General features: G+C 65.6%; 23 protein-coding genes and 1 pseudogene. 9 read left to right on the top strand and 15 right to left on the bottom strand.

Features of this window, described 5'->3' with window-relative positions; translation table 11 throughout:
• The first annotated feature begins 95 nt into the window (after positions 1 to 95).
• The 5 genes from ACVWZ5_RS05210 (at position 96) to ACVWZ5_RS05190 (ending at position 4,477) form a co-directional block, all read left to right on the top strand.
• The gene (locus ACVWZ5_RS05210) at positions 96 to 380 is read left to right on the top strand and encodes a hypothetical protein (RefSeq protein ID WP_186600051.1); all 285 of its coding nucleotides are present in this window, start codon (positions 96 to 98) and stop codon (positions 378 to 380) included.
• A gap of 39 nt (positions 381 to 419) precedes the next feature.
• A complete protein-coding gene (locus tag ACVWZ5_RS05205) occupies positions 420 to 581 on the top strand; it encodes a DUF1328 domain-containing protein (RefSeq protein WP_028688664.1) in 162 nt (53 codons plus the stop codon).
• A gap of 5 nt (positions 582 to 586) precedes the next feature.
• Positions 587 to 1,057, top strand: a complete 471-nt coding sequence (locus tag ACVWZ5_RS05200; protein WP_062575661.1) for an inhibitor of vertebrate lysozyme family protein — start codon at positions 587 to 589, stop codon at positions 1,055 to 1,057.
• A 729-nt stretch (positions 1,058 to 1,786) separates the two neighbouring features.
• Positions 1,787 to 3,121, top strand: coding sequence for a glutamate/aspartate:proton symporter GltP (gltP, locus tag ACVWZ5_RS05195; RefSeq protein ID WP_050703212.1), 1,335 nt, complete (start codon positions 1,787 to 1,789; stop codon positions 3,119 to 3,121).
• A 126-nt stretch (positions 3,122 to 3,247) separates the two neighbouring features.
• Entirely contained in the window at positions 3,248 to 4,477 is a 1,230-nt protein-coding gene (locus ACVWZ5_RS05190) for a nucleoside recognition domain-containing protein (RefSeq protein WP_457340451.1), read from the top strand.
• On the opposite strand, the gene ACVWZ5_RS05185 is transcribed toward ACVWZ5_RS05190, so the two are convergent.
• The 9 genes from ACVWZ5_RS05185 to ACVWZ5_RS05145 form a co-directional block, all read right to left on the bottom strand.
• Positions 4,459 to 5,073: an ABC-type transport auxiliary lipoprotein family protein gene (locus ACVWZ5_RS05185; RefSeq protein WP_062572385.1), complete on the bottom strand. Its 615-nt coding sequence runs from the start codon at positions 5,071 to 5,073 to the stop codon at positions 4,459 to 4,461. The two genes, ACVWZ5_RS05190 and ACVWZ5_RS05185, sit on opposite strands and share 19 nt — an antisense overlap.
• A complete protein-coding gene (locus tag ACVWZ5_RS05180; protein WP_186600049.1) occupies positions 5,070 to 6,008 on the bottom strand; it encodes an MlaD family protein in 939 nt (312 codons plus the stop codon). Before ACVWZ5_RS05180 ends, ACVWZ5_RS05185 begins: the two co-directional genes overlap by 4 nt.
• A gap of 3 nt (positions 6,009 to 6,011) precedes the next feature.
• Entirely contained in the window at positions 6,012 to 6,797 is a 786-nt protein-coding gene (locus ACVWZ5_RS05175) for an ABC transporter ATP-binding protein (RefSeq protein WP_062572387.1), read from the bottom strand.
• Positions 6,794 to 7,927 carry an MlaE family lipid ABC transporter permease subunit gene (locus ACVWZ5_RS05170; protein ID WP_457340458.1) on the bottom strand — a complete coding sequence of 378 codons (1,134 nt, stop codon included), beginning with the start codon at positions 7,925 to 7,927 and terminating at the stop codon, positions 6,794 to 6,796. The genes ACVWZ5_RS05175 and ACVWZ5_RS05170 overlap by 4 nt, the downstream gene beginning before the upstream one ends.
• 199 nt (positions 7,928 to 8,126) lie before the next feature.
• A complete protein-coding gene (locus ACVWZ5_RS05165; RefSeq protein ID WP_096049006.1) occupies positions 8,127 to 9,146 on the bottom strand; it encodes a DUF5924 family protein in 1,020 nt (339 codons plus the stop codon).
• Positions 9,147 to 9,220: 74 nt separating this feature from the next.
• Positions 9,221 to 10,627 (bottom strand): M16 family metallopeptidase, encoded by a 1,407-nt coding sequence (locus ACVWZ5_RS05160; RefSeq protein WP_457340450.1) that lies wholly within the window; start codon positions 10,625 to 10,627, stop codon positions 9,221 to 9,223.
• A gap of 29 nt (positions 10,628 to 10,656) precedes the next feature.
• On the bottom strand, positions 10,657 to 12,315 hold the full coding sequence (locus ACVWZ5_RS05155) for a Na/Pi cotransporter family protein (RefSeq protein ID WP_062572390.1): 1,659 nt from the start codon (positions 12,313 to 12,315) through the stop codon (positions 10,657 to 10,659).
• Positions 12,316 to 12,670: 355 nt separating this feature from the next.
• On the bottom strand, positions 12,671 to 13,441 hold the full coding sequence (locus ACVWZ5_RS05150; RefSeq protein WP_028688653.1) for a TerC family protein: 771 nt from the start codon (positions 13,439 to 13,441) through the stop codon (positions 12,671 to 12,673).
• 73 nt (positions 13,442 to 13,514) lie between these two features.
• The gene (locus ACVWZ5_RS05145; protein WP_050703222.1) at positions 13,515 to 14,822 is read right to left on the bottom strand and encodes a CitMHS family transporter; all 1,308 of its coding nucleotides are present in this window, start codon (positions 14,820 to 14,822) and stop codon (positions 13,515 to 13,517) included.
• Between the two features lie 268 nt (positions 14,823 to 15,090).
• Here ACVWZ5_RS05145 and ACVWZ5_RS05140 point away from each other — a divergent pair, with 268 nt between their 5' ends.
• Positions 15,091 to 15,492, top strand: coding sequence for a GFA family protein (locus tag ACVWZ5_RS05140; protein ID WP_062572392.1), 402 nt, complete (start codon positions 15,091 to 15,093; stop codon positions 15,490 to 15,492).
• A gap of 38 nt (positions 15,493 to 15,530) precedes the next feature.
• On the opposite strand, the gene ACVWZ5_RS05135 is transcribed toward ACVWZ5_RS05140, so the two are convergent.
• From ACVWZ5_RS05135 to ACVWZ5_RS05110, 6 genes are all read right to left on the bottom strand, one after another.
• Complete coding sequence (locus ACVWZ5_RS05135) at positions 15,531 to 17,489, bottom strand: DUF7844 domain-containing protein (protein ID WP_457340449.1); 1,959 nt, start codon at positions 17,487 to 17,489, stop codon at positions 15,531 to 15,533.
• Positions 17,486 to 17,806: a DUF2388 domain-containing protein gene (locus ACVWZ5_RS05130; RefSeq protein ID WP_011531558.1), complete on the bottom strand. Its 321-nt coding sequence runs from the start codon at positions 17,804 to 17,806 to the stop codon at positions 17,486 to 17,488. The genes ACVWZ5_RS05135 and ACVWZ5_RS05130 overlap by 4 nt, the downstream gene beginning before the upstream one ends.
• 36 nt (positions 17,807 to 17,842) lie before the next feature.
• Positions 17,843 to 18,136 carry a DUF2388 domain-containing protein gene (locus ACVWZ5_RS05125; protein ID WP_062572394.1) on the bottom strand — a complete coding sequence of 98 codons (294 nt, stop codon included), beginning with the start codon at positions 18,134 to 18,136 and terminating at the stop codon, positions 17,843 to 17,845.
• A gap of 81 nt (positions 18,137 to 18,217) precedes the next feature.
• Positions 18,218 to 18,535 (bottom strand): DUF2388 domain-containing protein, encoded by a 318-nt coding sequence (locus tag ACVWZ5_RS05120; RefSeq protein ID WP_050703225.1) that lies wholly within the window; start codon positions 18,533 to 18,535, stop codon positions 18,218 to 18,220.
• A 297-nt stretch (positions 18,536 to 18,832) separates the two neighbouring features.
• On the bottom strand, positions 18,833 to 19,045 hold the full coding sequence (locus ACVWZ5_RS05115) for a DUF1127 domain-containing protein (protein ID WP_011531561.1): 213 nt from the start codon (positions 19,043 to 19,045) through the stop codon (positions 18,833 to 18,835).
• A 361-nt stretch (positions 19,046 to 19,406) separates the two neighbouring features.
• The gene (locus ACVWZ5_RS05110; protein ID WP_186600043.1) at positions 19,407 to 20,795 is read right to left on the bottom strand and encodes a NorM family multidrug efflux MATE transporter; all 1,389 of its coding nucleotides are present in this window, start codon (positions 20,793 to 20,795) and stop codon (positions 19,407 to 19,409) included.
• Between the two features lie 157 nt (positions 20,796 to 20,952).
• Between ACVWZ5_RS05110 and ACVWZ5_RS05105 the strand changes: the two genes are divergently transcribed.
• The 3 genes and pseudogenes from ACVWZ5_RS05105 to ACVWZ5_RS05095 all read left to right on the top strand — a co-directional run bounded on the left by ACVWZ5_RS05105 (position 20,953) and on the right by ACVWZ5_RS05095 (position 24,043).
• Positions 20,953 to 21,882, top strand: a complete 930-nt coding sequence (locus ACVWZ5_RS05105; protein WP_062572395.1) for a LysR substrate-binding domain-containing protein — start codon at positions 20,953 to 20,955, stop codon at positions 21,880 to 21,882.
• Between the two features lie 181 nt (positions 21,883 to 22,063).
• Positions 22,064 to 23,176 (top strand): annotated as a pseudogene (locus tag ACVWZ5_RS05100) (Cache 3/Cache 2 fusion domain-containing protein); the annotation flags it as partial.
• Positions 23,174 to 24,043 (top strand): methyl-accepting chemotaxis protein, encoded by an 870-nt coding sequence (locus tag ACVWZ5_RS05095; protein WP_411830227.1) that lies wholly within the window; start codon positions 23,174 to 23,176, stop codon positions 24,041 to 24,043. The pseudogene ACVWZ5_RS05100 and the gene ACVWZ5_RS05095, both read left to right, overlap by 3 nt.

Raw genomic sequence — 24,043 nt, 5'->3', positions numbered from 1 at the left:
ATGATTTAAAAGAATTTTTATTCTTTGAGAGGGCTGGCATGCAGGCTGCAATAACCTTTGCAGAATGGATAACAAGCACAGCAGGAGGAGCCGGCATGAATCGCCCCCAAGACAATCGTACGCAGAGCGCTGTAGTCCCCCTGCACCAGCTGTTGTTCCTCGGCATGGCCTTGCTGCTCACCCTGGCGGCGGGCCTCTTCTACCACAGCTGGCAGACCGCCCGGCTGGCCGAGCAGGTGGCGGTGCAGACCGCGCTGTTGACGCAGTTACGGGCAACCCATGCCTCTACCCTGGTCAAGGCCGCCGAGCCGCTGCCCAGTGCCGACAATGCGCCTGCCGTGCTCGAGCGTGTTCAGCCCGAGGAGCGTTGGGTGTTCTGACGCCATCGACCGATTTCGCACAAGAAAAGGAGAAACATCATGCTTAGTTGGGCAATCACCTTCCTGATCATCGCCATCATCGCCGCAGTCCTGGGTTTTGGTGGTATCGCTGGCGCCGCTACCGGTATCGCGAAGATCCTCTTCATCATCTTCCTGGTGCTGTTCGTAGCCTCCTTCTTCTTCGGCCGTGGCAGAGGTTGATGACCATGAGCAGGATGCTCCCCAAGGCCCTGCTTGTCGCGCTGCTGCTGGGCAGCGGCGCGACAGCGCTGGCGGCCAATGATGGCCAGGTCCGGGCCAACCAGTTGCTTGGCTCGGACCCCGAATACCAGAAAACCTGGCAGAAGACCCTCAAGAACGAGGAGCGCCTGCCCGAGTGGGTGATCAACCTCAGCGGGAGCTCGGCGCAGCAGATGTCTGCGGTAACCGAGGACGGCCACAAGTACTTGGTCGGCCCGCTGTGCGAGTCCGAAGGCAACTGTACCTACAAGCGCCTGATCGTGGCCTTCAGCTGGGACAAGGACAAAGCCTACGGCATGCTCGTGGAGGTGCCCGAAGGGCTGCCTGCCGACAAGTCGCCCAGCCGTCATGCCGACTACCGCTGGCTGGGCAAGCCGGGTGACGGGATAAAGGCTCTGCTGCGGGAGCAGCTCAAGCGCGACCCGAACTGGTACTGACCGGCGGTCGCGGACTGTAATGCTATAGAAGCTGAACCTTTTTACCTTTCAAGCTTCTATGGTGCGCCGCCCCGAGGAGGGGCGGCGCATGACCAGGGGGCCGGGCCGCTCTGACTGTTGCAGGGTCGCAGTGGCCTAGGGGTACAGGGAGTACCTCCGTCATGGGCCGGGTCAGGAGAGGGTGGCATCGGAAGTTGCAGGTCGGTTGGGTCCGAACAGGACGATGCGACCGATCTGGCTTCCGAAGCGCCTGTGGGAGTTCTTCCTTTAATACGAGCGACTTTTTACTTCAGACACATTTTGTCGCTACCGTATATCGAATTTTTTTTACTTGTCCGACAGGTCAGCTCGTGTGGCATTTCAGCCATTCGGATTGTCGAACACGCCACTTCACACCTTTCTGTGCTCCCGTCAAATCGGCCTAAAAATGGCGCTTTGGCCTTGTTCGGAAATCCGAACGTTGAAAATCAAGGACTTGGCGATGCCCGATTTCGCCTTCCGGTCTCATGCCGATTCGGCATAGGGTAGTCGTTTCCGGCATTAGACTGCCCCTCCCCACGTCGCAATAGTTGCCGCCTTTTTCCTCGGCCCGAGCGCCAGCAATGTTCGCTCGCGGTGTCCTTACAGTGGGACGCCGGATCGACCAGACGCAACCGGAAAGGCTTCAAGCCGCTCTGGCATGCACCTTTTCGGCCGGTGCCCGTGACCACTACAACAAAGGGTAATGACATGAAGAAGGCAAAACTGAGCCTCGCCTGGCAGATCGTCATCGGTCTGTTGCTGGGCGTTGCAGTCGGCGCGCTACTGAATCATTTCAGTGCAGAAAAGGCATGGTGGATCAGCAACGTCCTCCAGCCGGCCGGCGACATCTTCATTCGCCTGATCAAGATGATCGTCGTCCCGATCGTGATTTCGTCGCTGATCGTGGGCATCGCTGGGGTTGGCGACGCGAAGAAACTGGGCAGCATCGGCCTGAAGACCATCATCTACTTCGAGGTGGTGACCACCATCGCCATCGTCGTCGGCCTGGTCCTGGCCAACGTGTTCCACCCGGGCGCCGGCATCGACATGAGCACCCTGGGCACCGTCGACATCTCCAAGTACCAGGCCACCGCGGCCGAGGTGCAGCATGAGCACGCGTTCATCGAGACCCTGCTCAACCTGATCCCGTCGAATATCTTCGCGGCGCTGATGCGTGGCGAGATGCTGCCGATCATCTTCTTCTCGGTGATGTTCGGCATGGGCCTGTCGAGCCTCAACGCAGACCTGCGCGAGCCGTTGGTGCGCACCTTCCAGGGCGTGTCGGAGACCATGTTCAAGGTCACCCACATGATCATGAACTACGCCCCGATCGGCGTGTTCGCCCTGATCGCCGCCACCGTCGCCAACTTCGGCTTCGCCTCCCTGCTGCCGCTGGCCAAGCTGGTGCTGCTGGTGTACTTCGCCATCGCCTTCTTCGCCTTCATGGTGCTGGGCCTGGTGGCGCGCGTGTTCGGCTTTTCGATCATCAAGATCATGCGCATCATGAAGGACGAGCTGATCCTCGCCTACTCCACCTCCAGCTCCGAGACCGTGCTGCCGCGCGTGATCGAGAAGATGGAGAAGTACGGCGCGCCGAAGTCGATCTGCTCGTTCGTGGTACCGACCGGCTACTCGTTCAACCTCGACGGTTCGACCCTGTACCAGAGCATCGCGGCGATCTTCATCGCCCAGCTGTACGGCATCGACCTGTCCTGGAGCCAGCAGCTGCTGCTGGTGCTGACCCTGATGGTCACCTCCAAGGGTATCGCCGGCGTGCCGGGCGTGTCCTTCGTGGTACTGCTGGCCACCCTGGGCAGCGTGGGCATTCCGCTGGAAGGCCTGGCCTTCATCGCCGGTGTCGACCGCATCATGGACATGGCCCGTACCGCGCTGAACGTGGTGGGCAACGCCCTGGCCGCCGTGGTCATCGCCAAGTGGCAGGGCATGTACGACGCCGAGAAAGGCGCGGCGTACTACCAGTCGCTGGTGCTGGAAAAAGGCAAGAAAGAGGCTGTGGTGGCGGGCAAGACCGTCAACCAGTAAGCCACTGAGCTGAACGAAGAGCCCCGACCTGTCGGGGCTTTTTGTTGTCTGCGCAATAGTCGAGGGCGCAGCCCTCGCCCGCAATCTTCGCTATCATTCGGGCACTTTTCACGGGGGAACACACGGATGCTCAACGGCCTCTGGCTCGGCTTTTTCCTGGTGGCGGCCATCTCCGCCCTGGCCCAGTGGCTGGTGGGCGGCAACGCCGGCATCTTCGCCGCGATGGTCGAGAGTATCTTCGCCATGGCCAAGCTGTCGGTGGAGGTCATGGTCCTGCTGTTCGGCACCCTGACCCTGTGGCTGGGTTTCCTGAAAATCGCCGAGAAGGCCGGCATCGTCGAATGGCTGGCCAAGGTCCTTGGCCCGCTGTTCGCCCGGCTGATGCCGGAAGTGCCGCCCGGCCACCCGGCCCTGGGCCTGATCACCATGAATTTCGCCGCCAATGGCCTGGGCCTGGACAACGCCGCCACGCCCATCGGCCTGAAGGCCATGCGCGCGCTGCAGGAGCTCAACCCCAGCAGCACCACGGCGAGCAACGCGCAGATCCTGTTCCTGGTGCTCAACGCCTCGTCGCTGACCCTGCTGCCGGTGACCGTCTTCATGTACCGCGCCCAGCAAGGCGCGCCCGATCCGACCATGGTGTTCCTGCCGATCCTGCTGGCCACCAGCTGCTCGACCCTGGTCGGCCTGCTGTCGGTGGCGGTGATGCAGCGCCTGCGCCTGTGGGACCCGGTGGTGCTTGCCTACCTGGTTCCCGGCGCCCTGCTGCTGGGCGGCTTCATGGCCTTCCTCGGCACCCTGTCGGCGGCCGCGCTGGCCAGCCTGTCGTCTATCCTCGGCAACCTGACGCTGTTCGGGGTGATCATCCTGTTCCTGGTGATCGGCGCGTTGAGGCGGGTTCAGGTGTACGAGGCCTTCGTCGAAGGCGCCAAGGAAGGCTTCGACGTGGCCAAGAGCCTGCTGCCTTACCTGGTGGCGATGCTGGTGGCAGTCGGTGTATTGCGCGCCTCAGGGGCGCTGGAGCTGGCCCTGGACGGCATTCGCCATGCGGTGAGCTGGATGGGCCTGGACACCCGCTTCGTCGAAGGGTTGCCCACCGCGCTGGTCAAGCCGTTCTCCGGCAGCGCGGCGCGGGCCATGCTGATCGAGACCATGCAGACCCAGGGCGTGGACAGCTTCCCGGCCTTGGTGGCGGCGACCATCCAGGGCAGCACCGAGACCACCTTCTACGTGTTGGCGGTGTACTTCGGCGCGGTGGGCATCCAGCGGGTACGCCACGCCGTCGGCTGTGCGTTGCTGGCCGAGCTGTCGGGGGTGATCGCGGCGATCTTCGTCTGCTATTGGTTCTTCGCCTGAGCCTGGCTGACGGTCCAGTCGATCACCTGGCGCGCCAGCTGGTCGCTGGCCGCGCCGAAGCCGGCGACCACCGCCGGGACCTGCTGTTCGCCCAGCGCCTGGCGCACCTCGAAGCGTTTACTCGCGAGGATGCGCTGGCTGCGGCCCTGCACCAGCCGCGCGTCGTAGCGGATCACCACCTCCACCGCCCCGTCCGGGCGGTATTCGCTCTGGAAGGCCTGTAGCTCGCCGCCCAGCTCATAGTCAGCCTGCAGGTTGCTGTCATCGGCGCTCAGGCGCTGCACCCGGCCATCGCGCTGGAAACCGTCGAGCAGGCGGTTGCGCACCAGCATCGGCGTCGGGTCGCTCCAGCGTGCGCCCTTGTAGCTGCTGATCACATCACCCTGGGGGATCACCGCGATACGCGGCCCGGCCAGGGCTTCGCTGGCCAGCGGCTTGTTCAGGCGCAGCGACCAGTCCAGCGGTGCGGCGGCGCGGGCCGGCTGGTTCACCGGCAGGCGGTAGATATCCACAGGTTCGCTCTGCGGCAGGATCGAACAGGCCGAAACCAGGCTCAGCGTGGCGGCGGCGAAGGCCAGGCGCAGCGACGGGATCATGGCTGGAACTCCTTGTTGTTGTCGCGGCCCAGCAGGTAGCCGCTGGGGTCGGCTTCCAGGCGCCGGGAGATGCCCTTGAGCGAGTTGAGGGTCTCACGCAGTTCGCGGATCGCCGGGGCGATCTGGTTCAGGCCCTGGGCACTGTCGTCCAGGGACTGGCGGTTGTCCTGCAAAAGGCTGTTGATGGTGGCGGTGCTTTCGGCCAGCGACTGCATGGCCTGCTCGGCACTGCCGATGGCCTGCTTGCCCTGGGTGCCGAGCAGGCCGTTGGCGTTGCGCATCAGCGCCTGGGTCTCGGCCAGGGTGGCGTTGGCCTGCTTGCCGACCTGGGCCAGTTGCTCGATGGCATCGGCGATACCGCCCTTCTGGCTGGCGAAGGCGCCGGTGGTCTGCTCCAGGTTGGCCAGGGTGTTGCTCAGGCGCTCGATGTTGCTTTCGGAGAACATCAGGTTGGCGTTGTGCAGCAGCAGGTTGATGTTGGTCACCAGGTCGCTGCTGTCGTTGAGCAGGCGTGAGATCGGCGACGGCGAGGCGACGATCACCGGCAGTTTGCCGCCCTTGCCCTTGAGTTCTGGGCTCTGCGGGGTACCGCCGCTGAGCTGGATGAATGAGTTGCCGGTCACCCCGGCCAGGGTCAGCTTGGCCTGGGTGTCTTCCTTGACCGGCGTGTCGCCGCTCAGGCGCACGCGGGCCAGCACCCGGCGCGGGTCGTTCGGGTCCAGGCGCAGGCTGCTGACGTCACCGACCTTGATGCCGTTGTACTGTACCGGGCTGCCGCGGGACAGGCCTGAGACCGCCTCGTTGAATACCACTTCGTAGTCCTTGAAGGCGTCGTCGACGCTGGACTTGGTCAGCCACAGGCCGAACAGCATGGCGCCGGCCACCACCAGCACGGTGACCAGGCCGATCAGGACATGATGAGCTCGGGTTTCCATCGTTCAGCGCTCCTGGCGGGCGCGCAGGGCGGCGTCTTCGGCCGCCCGGCCACGCGGGCCGTGAAAGTATTCGTGAATCCACGGATCAATGGTCTGCTCGACCTCGGCCAGGGGCCCTGCCACGAGCACCTTCTTCTGCGACAGCACCGCCACCCGGTCGGTGATGGTGTAGAGGGTGTCCAGGTCGTGGGTGATGAGGAACACCGACAGCCCCAGGGCGTCGCGCAGGGTCAGGATCAACTGGTCGAAGGCGGCGGCGCCGATCGGGTCGAGGCCGGCGGTGGGCTCGTCGAGGAACAGGATGTCCGGGTCCAGGGCCAGGGCGCGGGCCAGGGCGGCGCGCTTGATCATGCCGCCGGACAGCGACGCGGGGTACTTGTCGGCGGCGCTGATCGGCAGCCCGGCCAGGGCCAGCTTGACTCCTGCCAGGTGCTCGGCGTCGGCCCGCGACAGCCCGGCATGCTCGATCAGCGGCAGGGCGACGTTCTCGGTCACGGTCAGCGACGAGAACAGCGCGCCCTTCTGGAACAGCACGCCGAAGCGGCGTTCGACCAGCGAGCGCTGGGTTTCGTCGAGGCTGGCCAGGTCCTGGCCGAACACCTTGACCGTGCCTTCGTTGGGCCTGCGCAGGCCGACGATGCTGCGCAACAGCACCGACTTGCCGCTGCCAGAGCCGCCGACCACGGCGAGGATCTCGCCGCGGTACAGGTCCAGGTCGAGGTTCTCGTGCACGCTCTGGCTGCCAAAGCGGTTGCACAGGCCCCGGGCTTCGATCACGGCTTCAGTCACCAGCCCATCTCCATGAAGAACAGCGCGGCCACCGCGTCCAGCACGATCACCACGAAGATCGATTGCACCACGGCAGAGGTGGTGTGGGCGCCCACTGACTCGGCGCTGCCACTGACCTTGAAGCCCTCCAGGCAGCCGATGGCGGCGATCAGGAAGGCGAAGAACGGTGCCTTGGCCAGGCCCACCAGGAAATGCTGCACGCCGATGTCGCTCTGCAGCAGCGAGAGGAACATGGCCGGCGAGATATCCAGGGTCAGGGCGCAGACCACCGCGCCGCCGATCATGCCGCAGAGCATCGCGACGAAGGTCAACAGCGGCAGCGCGATCAGCATCGCCAGCACCCGGGGCACCACCAGCAGTTCGATGGGGTTCAGGCCCAGGGTGCGGATGGCGTCGATCTCTTCGTTGGCCTTCATCGAGCCGATCTGCGCGGTGAACGCGCTGGCGGTGCGACCGGCCATGAGGATGGCGGTAAGCAGCACGGCGAATTCACGCAGGAAGGAGAACGCAACCAGGTCGACGGTGAAGATGGTCGCGCCAAAGTCGGCCAGCACCGTGGCGCCGAGGAAGGCCACCACCGCGCCCACCAGGAAGGTCAGCAGGGCGACGATGGGCGCGGCGTCCAGGCCGGTCTGCTCGAGGTGCGCGACCACCGGCGTGACGCGCCAGCGGTGCGGCTGGAACAGGCGCAGGAACAGGGTCTGCAGGATAAGGCCGACGAAGCCCAGCACCTGGTTGGTATCCTGCCACAGCTGGTCGACGGCGCGGCCGATGCGTGCCAGCAGCAGGAGCAGCACCGGTTGCTCCGGCTCCTTGACCGGGATGCAGTAGTCCTGCACCGAGCAGTAGACGTTCTTCAGCAGCGCACGGCTGGCATCGGGGAGTTCGTCGGTGCAGCGCGACAGGCGTTCGGAGCCCAGCAGCTCGGCCAGCAGCGAGGCGCCGGCGGTGTCCAGGCGGCCCAGCTGGCTGAGGTCGACCTGGGTGTCATCGCCGTACTGGCTGCCCAGGCGCTCGCATTCGCGCTTGAGGCTGGCGTAGTGGGCCAGGGTCCAGTCGCCGACGATGCGCAGGCGCGAGGGCTGCTCGGTGGTGTCCAGGGTGGCGCTGGGGACGGTCATAGGCTCCATGCGTCTGACTGAGGGCATAGAGGCTGATCATAGCGCAGCGGGGCGGGATGGGCAGTGCATTCCTGTAGGAGATCACTTAGCCCTTCGGTCCACGCTGTCGCGCAGGGAACTGTCCCCCTGTGGGAGCGGCCTTGTGTCGCGAAAGGGCCGCTCCCACAGGGATCGCGCTAGCTTTAGCAGTTGAGCAAGACAGTTGCTCCTAGCGGGCGGTGTCGTCGACCACCTTGAATCGCAACACCCCGATCACCTGTCCGTCCTCGGTCAGCACCCTCACCTGCCACTTGCCCACCGGATTGGGCGGGAAGTTCTGCTTGTGGGTCCAGGCCCGGTAGCCTTCCTTGCGCCCGCCGTGGATATCCAGGGCGATACGGTCCACTTCCTTACCGTCCAGCTGCCACACATGGTAGATGCGCTCGTTCAGGCCACGGGGCGCGTTGATGGCGGTATAGGCGTACAGCCCACCGCTGCGGATGCGGCTGGCGGCCACTTCGTCCAGCGAGGCGCCCGGCTGGCGGTTGAGCACTTCGGTGCTGATCGCCACGTCGGTCATCCACAGCGTGGCCGGCGGTACCCAGGAGCGCAGCAGCCAGCCGCCGCCACCGACCGCCAGGGTCACCAGCACCAGGGCCACGCCGCGGCGCCAGTTGTTGATCGGGAAGCTGCTGGCCAGGCTAGGGAACGACAGCACCATGGCGGCGATCAGCGCCAGCTTGAAGCTCTGCGCGGTGGTCAGGTGGAGGATGATCGGCAGCGCCGTGAGCATCGCGGCGAAGAGCGTCAGGGTATGCAGCGCGAGGAACAGCCAGCGGCGTGGCGCCAGCCACTTGTGGTACAGCGGGTCGACGATCGAGATCAGCCCGGCGGCGCCGAGCAGGCCGGTGAAGATCAGTTGGCCGCTGTTCCAGGTGGTGGTGATGAAGAAGAACGGCAGGACGAAGAACAGGCTTTCCTGGTGGATCATCTGCGTCGCGAAGCGCAGCAGGGGCTGCGGGATTTCGCGCTTGAAGGTGCGGGCAAACAGCTCGGTGAGGGTGTTCTCGAGCATCAGCCAGATCCAGCTGACCAGCATGACGATGGCGATCCAGCTGGCCAGGCCGGCCTGGCGGTCGACCAGGATGAAACTGCCGATCCCCGAGAGGAAACCGTAGAGCGCGATGATGCCGGGGTAGCGTTTGAGCAGTTCGATGATGCGCAGGATGAAGCCGGGGATCGGGGGCATGGGTTTACAACAGGAAGAGGCGTGTTCGAGGCGTCCTGGACGTGGACGCTGTTGGCCGACAGGATACCGCCGAATCACGGCTCCCGTGTAGCACCACTGGGGCGGTTGGCCAGCACGCGGCGCCGACGGATCAGCCCCGCAGCCAGGATCAGCCCCAGCAGCAGCGCCACCAGACCATACAGTTCGTCATACCCCAGCAACGGTTTCTCGATGCGCAGGTACCCCGGTTCCTTGAGCAGTTCGCGCAGCGCCGCGTCGGCTTGCTTGAGGCTGACCTGGCGCAGTTGCCGCACCGGATCGGTGAAACGCCCGTCCTCGTAGGCGTTGAGCGCTCCCCAGTAGTAGTCGGCGAGCGCCGCGTTGCCCTGGGTGGTCCAGCTTTCCCGGGCAATCGCCGCTTGCTTGATCCGGGCGAAGGTTTCCGGGTCCAGACCGTGCTTGCGCAGGTGGTCGAACAGCTCCCCGAGCACCTTCAGCGCCGCGTCGAGGTCCTGGCGCTCGAGGTCGGCATTGAGGCTGAGCATCCCGCTGTCGCCGAAGCTCTCGCGTTGCACCGACGGGCCATAGGACAGCCCGTGACGCAGGCGCAGCTGGTCGTACAGCGCCCAGTCCAGGTAACGCGAAAGCAGCTCGAGGGTCTGGTCATGGCCCTCTTCCAGCGTCGGCTCGATGAACAGCCAGTGCAGCTTGACGTTGTCGCCCAGCCAGCCGCGGGTCAGGTCGCGGCGCTGCTCGGCCTGCTGGCTGATGCTCTCCAGGTTGCGGCGCTCTCCGGGTTCGGTGGCCGGCAGCTCGCCGAAGGTGCGCTCCAGATAGGCCGGCAGCAGGCGGTCGAGGCCGCCGACGACGATCAGCGACATGTTGTTGGCCACGTACCAGTGCTCACGCAGTTGCCGCACCTGCTCCAGGGTCATGTCGTCGAGGTTGGAGCGCTCGGGGCACTTCAGGCCCAGCTCGGTGGCCAGCTGGTCGCTGGCCGGGTGGCCGATGTCCTGGCGGTCGAGCCAGCGCTGCAAGCGGCCGTAGTGGCCGCCGTCCTCGCGTTCGATGATCTTCTTCGCCGTGGCCAGCGCTTTTTCGTCGATGCGGGTGTCGCGAATGATCGCCAGCAGCAGGTCGAGCACCTTGCGCTGGTTGCGCGCCGGGGCCTCGATGACGAAGGTGGTGTCGGCGCTGCTGGTGAAGGCGTTCCATTCCCCGCCAAGGGCCTGCATGCGCTCTTCCAGGCCGCCCTCGCCCGTCTCGTCGATCCCGCTGAACAGCAGGTGCTCGAGCAGGTGCGGCAGCTCGCGCTGGTCGCAATCGAAGTCGTCCAGGCCCACGCCGACCACCAGGCGGATCGACACATGGTCGCGCTCGTAGCCAGACTTGAGGATCACTTGCAGGCCGTTGGGCTGCAGGTAGCCCTCGACCCGCGAGCGGTCGAGGGCGAGCGTGGGCAGGCTGAGGATCAGCAGGCAGGCGAACAACAGGCAACGCATGGGCGAGCTTCGGTCTCCGGGGGCTGGGCTCAGGGCTGGCGGGCTTCGTCCGGCACGCTGTCGAGCATCAGCCCGCCGGTGTCGGTGCCGCCCAGTACCACATAGGCACTGCTGCAGAACAAAGAGTTCAAACGCTTCATGTCGGCAATGAGCTCCAAGTGTAGCGAACTGGTCTCGATACTCTGCACCACTTTACGTTGCAGGCGGCTGACATGGGCGTGGGCCAGACGCCGTTCCTGGGCGCGGAAGCGGCGTTTCTCGCGCAGCAACTGGTGTGCGCTCTGCGGGTCGGCACTGAGGAATACCGAGAGGCCCAGGCGCAGGTTGGCCAGCAGCTGCTCCTGCAGGCCGGTCAGCTCCTCCAGGCCGACCTGGGAGAACTCCCGGCGCTGCGAAGTCTTCTGCTGCTGGACCTTGCGCAGCATGCGCTCGATCAGGTCGCTGGCCAGCTTGAGGTTGATCGCCAGCTCGATGATCTCCGCCCAGCGCCGGTTGTCCTGCTCGCCAAGATCCTCGCGGGGCATCTGTGCCAGGTACAGCTTGATGGCGTTGTACAGGGCCTCGGCGTCCTCGCCCAGGGCCCGCACCTGTTGCGGCATGGCGGTCTGGGTGCCGCGCAGGGCGCCGAGCATGGCTTCGAGCAGACTGTCGACGATATCGCCCAGGCGCAGGGTTTCGCGCACGGCGTTGGCCAGGGCCAGGCTGGGCGTGTTCAGTGCGGTCGGGTCGAGGTGGCGTGGCTGGTGGTGGCCGTTGCCGTTGTCGCGCTCGGGCAGCAGGTAGTTGCACACCCGGCCCATGGGGTTGACCGTCGGCAGCATCAGCAGGCAGCGCAGGGTGTTGTAGAGCAGGTGGAAGCCAATCACCAGCTCCTGCGGGCTGAAGCTCAGGCTGTCCATCCATTCCACCAGTGGGTGCAGCACCGGGATGATCAGCAGCAGGCCGATGATCTTGTACAGCAGGCTGCCCAGTGCCACCCGGCGCCCGGCGCTGTTCTGCAGGCTGGTGGTGAGGAAGGCGAGCAGGCCGCTGCCGATGTTGGCGCCGATCACCAGGCCGATGGCCACCGGCAGGCTGATCACCTCGGCGCCGGCCAGGGTGGCGGTGAGCAGCACGGCGGCCAGGCTGGAGTAGGAAATCATGGCGAACAGCGCGCCAATCAGGGCGTCGAGCAGGATGTCACCGGTCAGCGAGGCGAACAGTACCTTGACCCCCTGGGCATGGGTGATCGGCGCGGCGGCGTGGACGATCAGCTGCAGCGCCAGGATGATCAGGCCCAGGCCGATGCCCACCCGGCCCAGCTGGCCGGCGCGGGTCTGCTTGCGCGAGAGGAAGAAGATCACCCCGAGGAAGATCAGCAGTGGCGACAGCCAGGACAGGTCGAAGGTCAGCACCCGCGCCATCAGCGCGGTGCCCACGTCGGCGCCGAGCATGATCGCCAGGGCCGGGGTCATGGCCATCAGGCCCTGGCCGACGAACGAGGTGACCAGCATGGCGGTGGCGTTGCTGCTCTGCACCATGGCGGTTACCAGGATCCCGGCGATGAACGCCAGCGGACGCTTGTTCATGTTCTGGCCGAGCACCCGGCGCAGGTTCGAGCCGTACACCCGCAGGATACCGGTCCGCACGATATGGGTGCCCCACACCAGCAATGCCACGGCGGAGAGCAGGTTGAGCAGGGTCAGCATGGTCGGGCCCCCTTTTCTTCTATGCCCCTGGGCGGGGCCAATGGGTGCGGCGGTGAGCCTGGCCCGGGGGTGGGCTGGTTTTTTCAGTGCTCACTGAAGCTTTAGTTGTTTTGCGCGATGGGTGCCAGCTTGGCATGACTGAAATCTATTTGAAACACGGGTGGCCTGTAGGAGCGGCCTTGCCGAGGCGTCGGACCGGTCGAAAAGGGGCGCGCAGCGGCCCCAGGATCTTGGCATCATGCAAGATTGTCGGGACCGCTCTTCGGTCCTTTCGCGACACAAGGCCGCTCCTACAGGGGGCGTGGATGCGACAAAGGGCCTCGAAGGGCCCTTTGTCTTTCTGCGCTTCCAAGTCTTACTGACCCGGAATGTCCTTGCGCAGTTTCACCGGATCGTGCTCCTTGCCCTTCTTGCGCGCCAGCGCCGTGCGCATGCGGATGTTGATCGCCTCCACCGCCAGCGAGAAGGCCATGGCGAAGTAGACATAGCCCTTCGGTACGTGCACGTCGAAAGATTCGGCGATCAGCACGGTACCAACGACGATCAGGAACGAAAGCGCGAGCATCTTCAGCGACGGGTGCTTGTCGATGAAGTCGCTGATGGTGCCGGCGCAGAGCATCATCACCAGCACTGCGACGATGATCGCGGCGATCATCACTGGCACGTGGGAAACCATGCCCACCGCGGTGATCACCGAGTCCAGGGAGAACACGATGTCGATGATGGCGATCTGGATGATGGTGTAGAAGAACTTGCCGCCTGCCCCTTTTGGCGCGTCCGCGCTTTCGTCCTCGCCTTCCAGGCCGTGGTAGATCTCCTGGGAGCTTTTCCACAGCAGGAACAGGCCGCCGAAGAACAGGATCAGGTCGCGCCCGGAGATGCCCTGGCCGAGCACATGGAACAGGTCGTCGGTCAGGCGCATGACCCAGGTGATCGACAGCAGCAGCATGATCCGCGTGACCATGGCCAGGGCCAGGCCGAAGATCCGCGTGCGCGGCTGCATGTGCTTGGGCATGCGGCTGACCAGGATCGAGATCATGATGATGTTGTCGATCCCGAGCACGATCTCAAGCGCGGTGAGGGTGAAAAAGGCAACCCAGATTTCCGGGCTGGTCAGCCATTCCATGTGTATTCCTTCGAGCGTTAAAGGCAAAGCGCCCAAGAGGCCGGGCGCTTTGCAGTTGGATGATGCGCTTGTATTACAGACTGCTGAACAGCGGGAAAGTCCCCAGCGCCAGCGCGCCGGCCATTATGCACAGGCACACCAGCACTGCCCACTTGAGGGTGAAGCGCTGGTGGTCGCCGAACTCGATGCCGGCCAGGGCCACCAGCAGGTAGGTGGAGGGTACCAGCGGGCTGAGCAGGTGTACCGGCTGTCCGACGATCGACGCGCGGGCCATTTCCACCGGGGTGACGCCGTAGTGGCTGGCGAACTCCGACAGCACCGGCAGCACGCCGTAGTAGAAGGCATCGTTGGACATGAAGAAGGTGAACGGCATGCTGACGATGGCGGTGATCACCGCCATGTACGGGCCGAACGCTTCCGGGATCACCGCCAGCAGGCTCTTGGACATGGCGTCGACCATGCCGGTGCCTGACAGGATGCCGGTGAAGATGCCGGCGGCGAAGATCAGCCCGCTGACGGCCAGCACGCTGGAGGCGTGGGCGGCGATGCGGTCCTTCTGCTGCTGCAGGCACGGGTAGTTGACGATCATGGCGATGCTGAAGGCGATCATGAACAGCACCGGCAGCGGCAGCACCCCGGCGATCAGCGCGACCATCAGCGCGGCGGTCAGGGCGCCGTTGAACCAGATCAGTTTCGGACGACGGGCCTCCGGGAACTGCGACACGCTGATCTCGCTGTGGTCGATGTCGTCGGTCGGCAGGTGCAGCTCGCCCAGGCGGGCACGCTCGCGCTTGCCGTACCAGTAGGCGATGGCCAGGATCGCCGCCACGCCGAAGGCCATGGCCGGGATCATCGGTACGAAGATGTCCGACGGGTCCACGTGCAGGGCGCTGGCGGCGCGGGCCGTGGGGCCGCCCCACGGGGTCATGTTCATCACCCCGCCGGCGAGGATGATCAGGCCGGCCATGATCCGTGGGCTCATGCCCAGGCGGCTGTACAGTGGCAGCATGGCGGCGCAGCAGATCATGTAGGTGGTGGCGCCGTCACCGTCGAGGGACACCACCAGGGCCAGCACCGCGGTGCCGACCGAGACTTTCAGCGGGTCGCCCTTGACCAGCTTGAGGATCCTGCGCACGGCCGGGTCGAACAGGCCGGAGTCGATCATCAGGGCGAAGTAGAGAATGGCGAACATCAGCATTACGCCGGTGGGCGCGAGCTTGCTGATGCCTTCGAGCATCATCGGGCCGATCTTGGCGGAAAAACCACCGAACAGGGCGAACAGGATCGGTACCAGGATCAAGGCGATCAAGGCCGACAGGCGCTTGGTCATGATCAGGTACATGAAGGTGATGACCATGGCGAAGCCAAGGAAGGTCAGCATGGCGGTACTCCAGGCGTGGCGCGGCGAAAGGAAGGACGATTCGGGCGGATCAGCGCGTCAGGCGCTGCGCGAGGAGCAGGCGGAGGGGGACTGCGAAAAGGCGGGCACAGGAAAACATCAGAATCACCATTGTTGTTGTTGATTGGGCCGGGCGCGGAAGTTTCCGGGTGCCCTGGCTGACCGGTCTGCTGCCGGTGGTGGCGCTATCCTATGTGGGCAAGCTTTCAGCCAGCTTTCGCCTGCGCTCAGGCGACGGGAGGTCATTTCGATGGTGGATGTCGTGGAAGGCGGGTGTCATTGCGGGGCATTGCGCTACCGGCTGCAGGCCGATCTGGGCGATGTCGCCCATTGCCATTGCTCGATCTGCCGGCGGGTCAGCGGCGGTACGCTGGTGACCTGGGTCACCTTGCCCCTCGCGGGTTTCCAGTGGCTGGCGGGCTCGCCCCAGCGCTACATGGCGCCGCAGAGCTGCAGCCGGTATTTCTGTGGCAACTGCGGGGCGCACGTGGCGCTGGTGACCGCGCATAGCCCTGAAACCATCGATGTGACGGTGGCGACGCTGGATCACCCGGAGCGGGTGCCGGCCAATCGGCATATCTGGGTGGGGAGCCGGTTGCCGTGGTTGCAGGTGGATCAAGGGTTGCCGGAGGAAGATGAGGAAAACCTGTAGGGCACTGTGCTGCCTCCTTTTGGCCCTACCGCCATGCGCTAGGGCAGCTGCAACCCCCCGGCCGCCTTGTGCAACGCCCGCAGATGCTCGCCCACCTGCTTGATATTGGCTTCCACGGCTTTGATCTCCCTGCCCCGCTGCGGTCCCAGCAGCGCCCTCACCTGCTGGTCCAGGTCGGTGCTCAGCCGCAGCAGCTGCGCCTGGCGCTCGCTGCTCACCTGCTCCAGCTGCTTGCGTTCGGCAGGCTGTGGCAGACCGTAGCCCCCTGCCCCCAGCAATTCCGCCGGGCGGCTGAGGAAGCCGCTGTTGGCCAGCATCGCCTGCAAGGTGTCGTTGGCCTTGTCGAAGCTGCCGTCCTTGAGCGCCCGGCCGTTCAGGTAACGCTGCTTGACCTCGTCCTGGGCCAGCAGCAGCTGGCGGCGCAGGCCGGCCTGCTCGAGCAGCAGCAAGGCCGCGCTGGTACGCAGGTCGGCGCGGTCGAACCATTGGCGGCGCTGCTCGGCGTCCAGCGCCAGCCAGTCTTCCACGCTCGTCTGCTTGATCGGCAACTGCTTGCGCAGCACCTCGAACATCGCCTGGTAGCGGTCGCGATAAGAGTCGAAGCGATAACCCAGGCGCAGTGCCTCGCGCGGGTCGTCGAGCACGTGGGTATCGGCAAGTCCCCTGCCCTTGAGCACCTCCAGCAAGCCGTTGGGCATGATGCTGTCGAGGTCGTTCAGGCGCGGGTTGCCGGTGCCGCTGCGCAGCAGCTTGAGCGACTCCACCGCGCAGTTGTTGGACAGGAAGTAGTAGTTGCCGTCGTAGCTCCAGTGCATCTCGGCGGCCTGGCGCACCAGGTTCTCGATCTCGCCGCGGCTGAGCTTGAGCGGCACCGAGGCCAGGCTGCGCAGCTCGGTCTTGGTGTATTCGTCGATCACCTGCCCCAGCGGCAGCACGAACAGCCGCGAGGGATAGGCGCCGGTCAGGCCGTCCCAGCTGGACAGCTGCACGTCGTTGACGAAGGCGCGGTACGACAGCACCAGGCTCTGGTCCAGGTCCAGGCGGCAGGCTGGACCGCGCGGGCGGCCCGGGGCGCAGATCACCAGGCGCAGCATGCTGTGGCCCCAACGGCTGACCCAGTTCTGGTTGGCTTCGGCCAGCAGGTAGTCCACCTCGTAGACCCGTTCAGGGTCGATCTCACCCAATGGCTGGCGGGCGAAATCGTTGCCGGCATTGAGGAACGGCAGGCCCTTGGCGCAGGCAGCCTGTTGCGGCGCCCAGCCGAAGTGGTCGCGCAGGTACTGGTTCAGCGCAGGGCGACGGCAGCCGTAGCTCGGGTCGAGGAGGAAGTATTCCATGTTGACCGCGATGAACTCTTTCGGGCTGCTCAGCTCGTAGGGATCCGGGCTGCGCACCAGCTGGCCGTTGTGCTGCTCGCGCTCGCCGCGCCGGCCGACGTACTGCTGCCAGCCGGCCAGGTCCAGCAGGCGCGGGTCGTCGCTCAGGGTGAAGCGACGTTCGGCCTGGCCACGGCATTCCTGCGGCAGCCCGACCTTGCCCAGGGCGCCCTGCTGGCGCTTGCAGCGGCTGATCAGCTGGCGTTCGGCGTCCGGCCACAGGCGCGCGCGGTCATAGATATGGGTGAGTTCGTGGAGCACGGTGGCCAGCAATTCCTCGCGGACCGTGCCATGCGGGCGATTGGTCTTCTCGCGGGCGGCGCTGCCGTCGACCAGGCCCGGCAGCAGGCGCCGGTTGAGGTCCAGGCTGGCCATCGGAGAAGCCTGGCCGTAGGCGTCCTCGGGCATGCGCTCGGTCCAGCCGACGTGGATCTGCCGGTCCAGTTGCTGCTTGAAGCGCGGTGGCAGCTTGGCCATGGCTTCGTCGAGAAGCGTCTGGGTAGCCTGCTGTTGCGCGGGGTCGAGGCCGTCGCGCTGCAGCACCAGCTGCAGGTCGGCCAAGGCGGGCGTGCCGAACAGCGTCAGGGCGCAGCCCAGCAGCCAGGCACGCACGCGCTTCACAGGGCGAGGATGGCTTCGGCCAGCACCTGGTCGCTGGCGTCACGGGCCTCGGGGACGCGGGCGCGCAGGGTGTCGAAGGCGGCCTCGAGCTGGGCGCCGCGGATATCGCCGTTGCTGGCGACGAAGCTGGCGGCGTCGTCGTGGGCTTCACGCACCACTTTCGAGTCGCGGATCGAGGTGGTGGTGTCGGAGGTGAAATCGATCGAACGGCCAAAGGCGCGGACGATGATATTGCTGGTGGCCACCAGGGTGTGGGCCTGGGCCAGGTCGGCGAGCAGCAGCATGCCGAGGGTGGCGGCGATCAGCGGTTTACGCATGGAGCATCTCCGGAAGTACAGGGGAGTCGAATGTAGTTATTGGACGAGAATCGCTTCGGCCAGTTCACGGTCGCCGACGCAAGGCCGGGCCAGGTCCTGGTGCAGCATGTCCAGCGCCGCCTGCAGGCGCGCGCCGCGGATCCGGCCGTCGCTGGCGACGAATGCGGCAGCGTCGTCACGGGCGGCGGCGACCAGCTTGCGGTCGAACGGCGCGGCGGTGACCTGGCTGGTGACGTAGCCGCTGATGACCAGGCTCTGTGTAGTGGTATCCATGGCTTGGGCGCTGCTCATGCAGGCCAGGGCTAACAGTGAAGGCAACAGGTAACGCATGGGCGGTCTGGCGATGATCTCGGGCTGCGAAGGCTACCCCGGATCCACGGGCGGGGCCAGTGAATCCGGGCAGTACGGGGCTCAGATGGCGAGGATGGCGCGGGCCAGCTGCGCGTCGCTGGCCTGCAGGTCCGGCAGTTGCTGGCGAATGTGCACGAACGCGCTCTCCAGCTTGGCGCCGCGGATGGCACCGTCGCTGCCGACGAAGCTGGCGGCATCGTCACGGGCGGCCTTGACGATCTTGTCGTCGCGGAACGAGGAGGAGATGTCGGAGGTGGCGTCGGTGGAGGCAGCTACTGCGCCCACCACGGCGTCGGTGGTGACGACGAAGCTGGTGGCATTGGCCGCGCCGGCGAGCGACAGCAGCAAGGCGGCGCCAAACAGGTGATAACGGGACATGGTCGGGGACTCCTGCACAGGGTCTGGATGGTTCTGCTTATCGGACGCTCGCTTGGCTCGTCACGGTACTTTTCTTTGCCAGGCGCGTAAGACAAGCGTAACACGCGCTGGTTCGGGCATTTGGCTCGAGAAAAGATCACAAATAGTAACTGTGCCTGTCGATTCTTAATTTTTAGAAACTGTTACGTTTGCTCGTGCGAATGCGCTAGTCCGGGCCTTGAAACAAAAAACCCGTTGCAGTTTCCTGCAACGGGTTTTTGTGAATTCGCGGTGCCGGCCTGGGCCGGCGACCGGCGCTTAGCGCCAGAAAGGCTTGCTCAGCTCTTCGTAGCGCTGCGACTCGCTGATACCGGCGTCGGCCAGCAGGCGGGAGTCCAGGCGCGCCAGCTGGCGGCGGCTGGCCATGCGGCGCTGCCACAGTACCAGGGTGGACAGGACGCGCAGCGGCAGGGCGGCGTTGGAAGCTTGGGCGTTTTCGAAAACCAGGTCGGAACTGAGGGTACGTTCCATGATGTGTCATCCTTCCGCTTGTGGCGGCATTAGGGAGTGATTTAACTGGTGCCCATCTTCCTCTTCTCCCGTCCAGAACAGTAGGTACAGTTCAGGTGTATTGTGAGGGGGCAGTTAACTGTTGGAAGGGACTGTTGCACTGGTTATTGGCGAAACTGTACTGGTGTGCGCTTTTTTGGTGCGGTTTTGAGGTGTTAGTAGGGAAATGGTAGGCAGGAAGTGATGTTTAGGGCGGTACAGTAGTACAGTTTTAGATGTTTTTGCGTCAAGGTGTTCGACAGTACAGTTGCAGCGCCTAGGAGATCGAGCGCCGCAAGACCATCGTCAGGCACCTGTCCGCCATCACGCGATCCCAAACCCCTCACGCCGACACCGCCGCCCCCCGCGCCCGCTCGGCCTTGCCCAGCAACCGCTTCATCCGCCATTCAAAGCCGAACGTCAGCGCCACCGCCGCGCAGGCCAGGCCCAGCGCCAGCCCCCACCAGATCCCCTGCGCGCCGCCGCCGAGGTTGAAGGCGAACAGCCACGCGCTCGGGGCACCTACCAACCAGTAGCACACCAGGCCGATCAGGAAGGTGGTCTTGGCGTCCTTCAGACCACGGATCGAGCCCATGGCGATGGTCTGCACGCCATCGAACAGCTCGAACCATGCCGCCACCATCACCAACTGTACCGCCAGCATGAAGATCGCCGCGAAGGCCGGGTCGTTACGGTCGATGAACAAGCCGACCAGGACGTCCGGCAGCAGCCAGAACAGTGCGGCGAAGGCGAACATCAGCGAGGCACCGAAGCCGATACCCACGCGCCCGGCGCTGCGAGCCGCCAACAGGTTGCCGGCACCATAGTAGAGGCCGACGCGCATGGTCACCGCGTACGAAAGGCCGGTCGGGACCATGAACGCGGTCGAGACGATCTGCAGGGCGATCTGGTGCGCCGCCAGTTCCGTGCTGCCCAGCACGCCCATGCACAGGGCGGCGAAGGCGAACAGGCCCACTTCGACCATATAGGTGCCGCCAATCGGCAGGCCCAGCCGCCACAGTTCGCGCAGTGCCGGCAGGGAAGGGCGCGACAGCCCCTTGCGCAGCGGGTAGGCGGCATAGGCCTTGTGCCAGCGAATATAAAGCGCAAGGGCGATGGCCATGCCCAGGGTCACCACCGCGGTGACCAGGCCGATGCCCATCAGCCCGAGCTTGGGCAGGCCGAACATGCCCTCGATCAGTGCATGGTTGAACAGGTAGTTGAACACTGTGCCCACCAGGCTGATGACCATCACCGGGGTCGAGTGGCCCAGGGCGCTGGTGAAGCCGCGCAGGGCCATGAAGGTCATGTAGCCGGGGAGGGCGAGCGGCAGCAGGGTGAGCAGCTGCATCGCCGAGTCGACGTTCTCCGGCTTCTGGCCGAACAGCAGCAGCACCGGCTTGAGGTTCCACATTACCAGCGCCGAGACCAACGCCAGGCCCCAGGCCAGCCACAGGCCGCTCTGGGCCAGGCGGGTGACGCCCTCGGTGTCGTTGGCGCCCTTGCGGATCGCCACCAGCGTGCCGACCGCGGCGATCACGCCCAGGCAGAAGATCGACACGAACGAATAGCTCGCTGCGCCCAGGCCACCACCGGCCAGGGCTTGCGGGCTGATGCGGGCCATCATCAGGGTGTCGGTGAGCACCATCAGCATGTGCGCCAACTGCGAGGCGATCAGCGGCCCGGCCAGGCGCAGCAAAGCCTTGAGTTCAGTGGTGGGCGCGACATGCATGGTGGCGGTCCTTCTGGATGAGTCGAGGAAGCGAGCCGTCGATTCTGAGGCCTCGGTCAGCTTTGCACAAAAGGATAAATGCGATCATAGACATGAGCCTGACTCATGGATGTATGATCCTGTGCATCTGACCTACGCCCCGCATGACAGGTGCGCCATGACCCGCCAACTGCCTCCGCTCTATGCGCTTCGCGCATTCGAAGCTGCCGCCCGGCTCAGTTCGTTCACCCGTGCCGGTGAAGAACTGTCGATCACCCAGAGCGCGGTCAGCCGGCATATCCGCACCCTTGAGGAGCATTTCGCCTGCCGCCTGTTCATACGCAGCGGGCGAAGCCTGCAACTGACCGAAGCCGCGCGCATGCTGCTGCCCGGTGTGCGCGACGGCTTCGCGTCGCTGGAGCGGGCCTGCGATACCTTGCGCGGCGAGGACGACATCCTGCGCATGAAGGCGCCCTCGACCCTGACCATGCGCTGGCTGCTGGCGCGCCTGAGCCGTTTTCGCCACCTGCAGCCGGGCAACGAGGTGCAACTGACCAGCGCCTGGATGGATGTCGATCATGTCGACTTCAACCAGGAGCCGTTCGACTGCGCGGTGCTGCTCAGCGATGGCAGCTTCCCGGCGGACTGGGAGGTGCGCCGGCTGTTCTCCGAGTTGCTGATCCCGGTGGGCGCGCCGGAACTGCTCGATGACGCGCCCTGGGACGAACGGCGCCTGGCGGGCATCGAACTGCTGCATCCCACGCCGGACAAGCGTGACTGGCGTGCCTGGCTGGCGCGCATGGGGCTGACCGACAAGGTCTCGCTCAAGGGCGGGCAGGTGTTCGATACCCTGGAGCTGGGCATGATCGCCGCGGCACGGGGCTACGGGATCTCCATGGGCGACCTGCTGATGGTGGCCGAGGATGTGGCCCAGCGCCGGCTGAGCCTGCCCTGGCCGACTGCGGTGGCCAGTGGCATGGACTACTACCTGGTGTGGCCGCGGACCCGGCCGGGCGGGGAGCGCCTGCGCAGGTTGAGTGTGTTCCTGCAGGAGGAGGCGGCGGCAATGGACCTGCCGGCTGTGCAGGTACTGTCGGCGCAAGGTTGATAACCATCGCGGGCTACAGCAAGAAAACGTTTGCGAATATCCCGGTCCAGAACTCAAGTATTTCCTACAGACGCCGATCAATTTGCACCAGCGTCCCGGAAGAGGACGCGATTCCCCGTCGATATGCAGCGGGCGGTCAGCGTGATCAGGACGATCCCGGCCTCTTGCCAGGAGCCTTGCCATGTCTCAACCGCGTGCCCGAATCGCCTCGCAGCTCGGGATCGCCCTCGCCATCGTGCTGGCGCTGGTGATCACCGGTAGCACCCTGTTCGCCTTGCGTTCGCTGGACGACGCCAACCTCACCACCCGCCAGGCGCACCTGGCCAGCGAGGCGCGGCTGCTGGCCGACCAGCTCGACACCTTCCACGGCTCGCTCAAGGACAACACCCAGCGCCTGAGCGGCCTGTTCGAGCGCCGATTCGCCTCGGGGCTGGCGCTGCACGCCGGTGAGACGGTCAACGTCGCCGGTGCCGCGACACCGGCGCTGTACCTGGGCGACCACCTGCTGAACAACGATTTCCGCCAGGTCGACGAGTTCCAGCAGATGACCGCCGGGGTCGCGACCCTGTTCGTGCGCAGCGGCGACGACTTCGTGCGCATCAGCACCAGCCTGACCAAGCAGGACGGCAGCCGCGCCATCGGCACCCAGCTCGATCGCCAGCATCCGGCCTACGCCAAGCTGATGGCCGGGCAGACCTACGTCGGCCGCGCCGTGCTGTTCGAGCGCAACTACATGACCCGTTACGTGCCGGTGCGTGACGGCGGTGGCCGGGTGATCGCGGTGCTGTTCGTCGGCTTCGACTACACCGACGCGCAGAACGCCCAGTTCGCCAACCTCAAGCGCTTCCGTATCGGCCAGACCGGCTCGCTGGCGTTGCTGGACGAGCAGGGCAAGTGGCTGGTGCCGCCGGCCGAGGTACGTGACGGCGAGGCGGCGGCCCAGGCAGTCAAGGCGCTCAAACCGGGGGCAGGGCAGTTCTGGGCCGGTGCCGGCGAGCCGGTGTTCAGCGTCACCGAGCCGTTCGCCGAGGGCCCGTGGACCGTGGTGGCAAGCATGCCCGAGGGCGAGATCCGCGAAGTGACCTGGAGCGTCGGCCTGCGCCTGGCAATCGGCAGCGTGCTGGCGATGCTGCTGGCCGTGGCCGCCACCCTTTGGTTGCTGCGCCGTAAACTGCGCCCGCTGGGCGACCTGGTGCGCCAGGCCGAAGCCCTCGGCGCCGGCGACCTGAATGCCCGCCTGAGCGTCACCAGCCAGGATGAGATCGGCCAGCTGGCCCGCAGCTTCAACCAGATGGGCGAGGCCCTGGCGACCATGGTCGAGCATATCCGCACCGCCTCCGACCAGGTCAGTGGCCGCGCCCGCTCGCTGTCCGGCCTGTCGTCCGGCGCCTGCGAGGGCATGGACCAGCAGTCCGGCGAGATCACCAGCATGGCCGGCGCGGTGGAGGAGTTCAGCGCCACCTCGATGAACATCGCCGACAACATGGCCGGCACCGAGCGCATGGCCCGCGACAATGCCCAGCAGACCCGCATCGGCCGCAGCGCCATGGACGAGGCCTCGGTGTCCCTGCGGCAGATCGCCGAGGCCTTGGGCGGCACCGCCAGTGTGATGGACACCCTGGGCGCCCGTTCGCAGGAGATCGGTGGGATTGTCGGCGTGATCACCTCGATCGCCGAGCAGACCAACCTGCTGGCGCTGAACGCCGCCATCGAGGCGGCGCGGGCCGGCGAGCAGGGCCGTGGATTTGCCGTGGTCGCCGACGAGGTCCGTGGCCTGGCCGCGCGCACCCGCCAGGCCACCGACGAGATCTCGGGCATGATCGCCAGCATCCAGCAGCAGACCGGCCATGCCATCAGCACGTTGGAGCAGGGCAACCAGCTGATGCAGGAAGGCCTGGCACGCAACGACAAGGTGGCCGAAGCCCTGGCGCGCATCGACGAGCAGAGCCGGGTGGCGGGCGAGCAGTTCGCCGTGATCAGCACCGCGACCCAGGAGCAGAGCAGCACCGCGACGGTGCTCAGCCGCAACCTGCAGAGCATCGCCCAGGCCAACAGCGAGCAGCGTGATGTGGCCAATGAACTGGCCATGACGGCCCGCGAGCTGGAGGGGCTGGCGGGGCAGTTGCGTCAGGAAGTGGATCGGTTCCGCGTTGGGCGCTGA

It is taken from the genome of Pseudomonas sp. TE6283 (genome assembly GCF_054060555.1).
The sequence above is the reverse complement of the archived record's forward strand: the minus strand, read 5'-3'. Positions and strand labels throughout refer to the sequence as shown.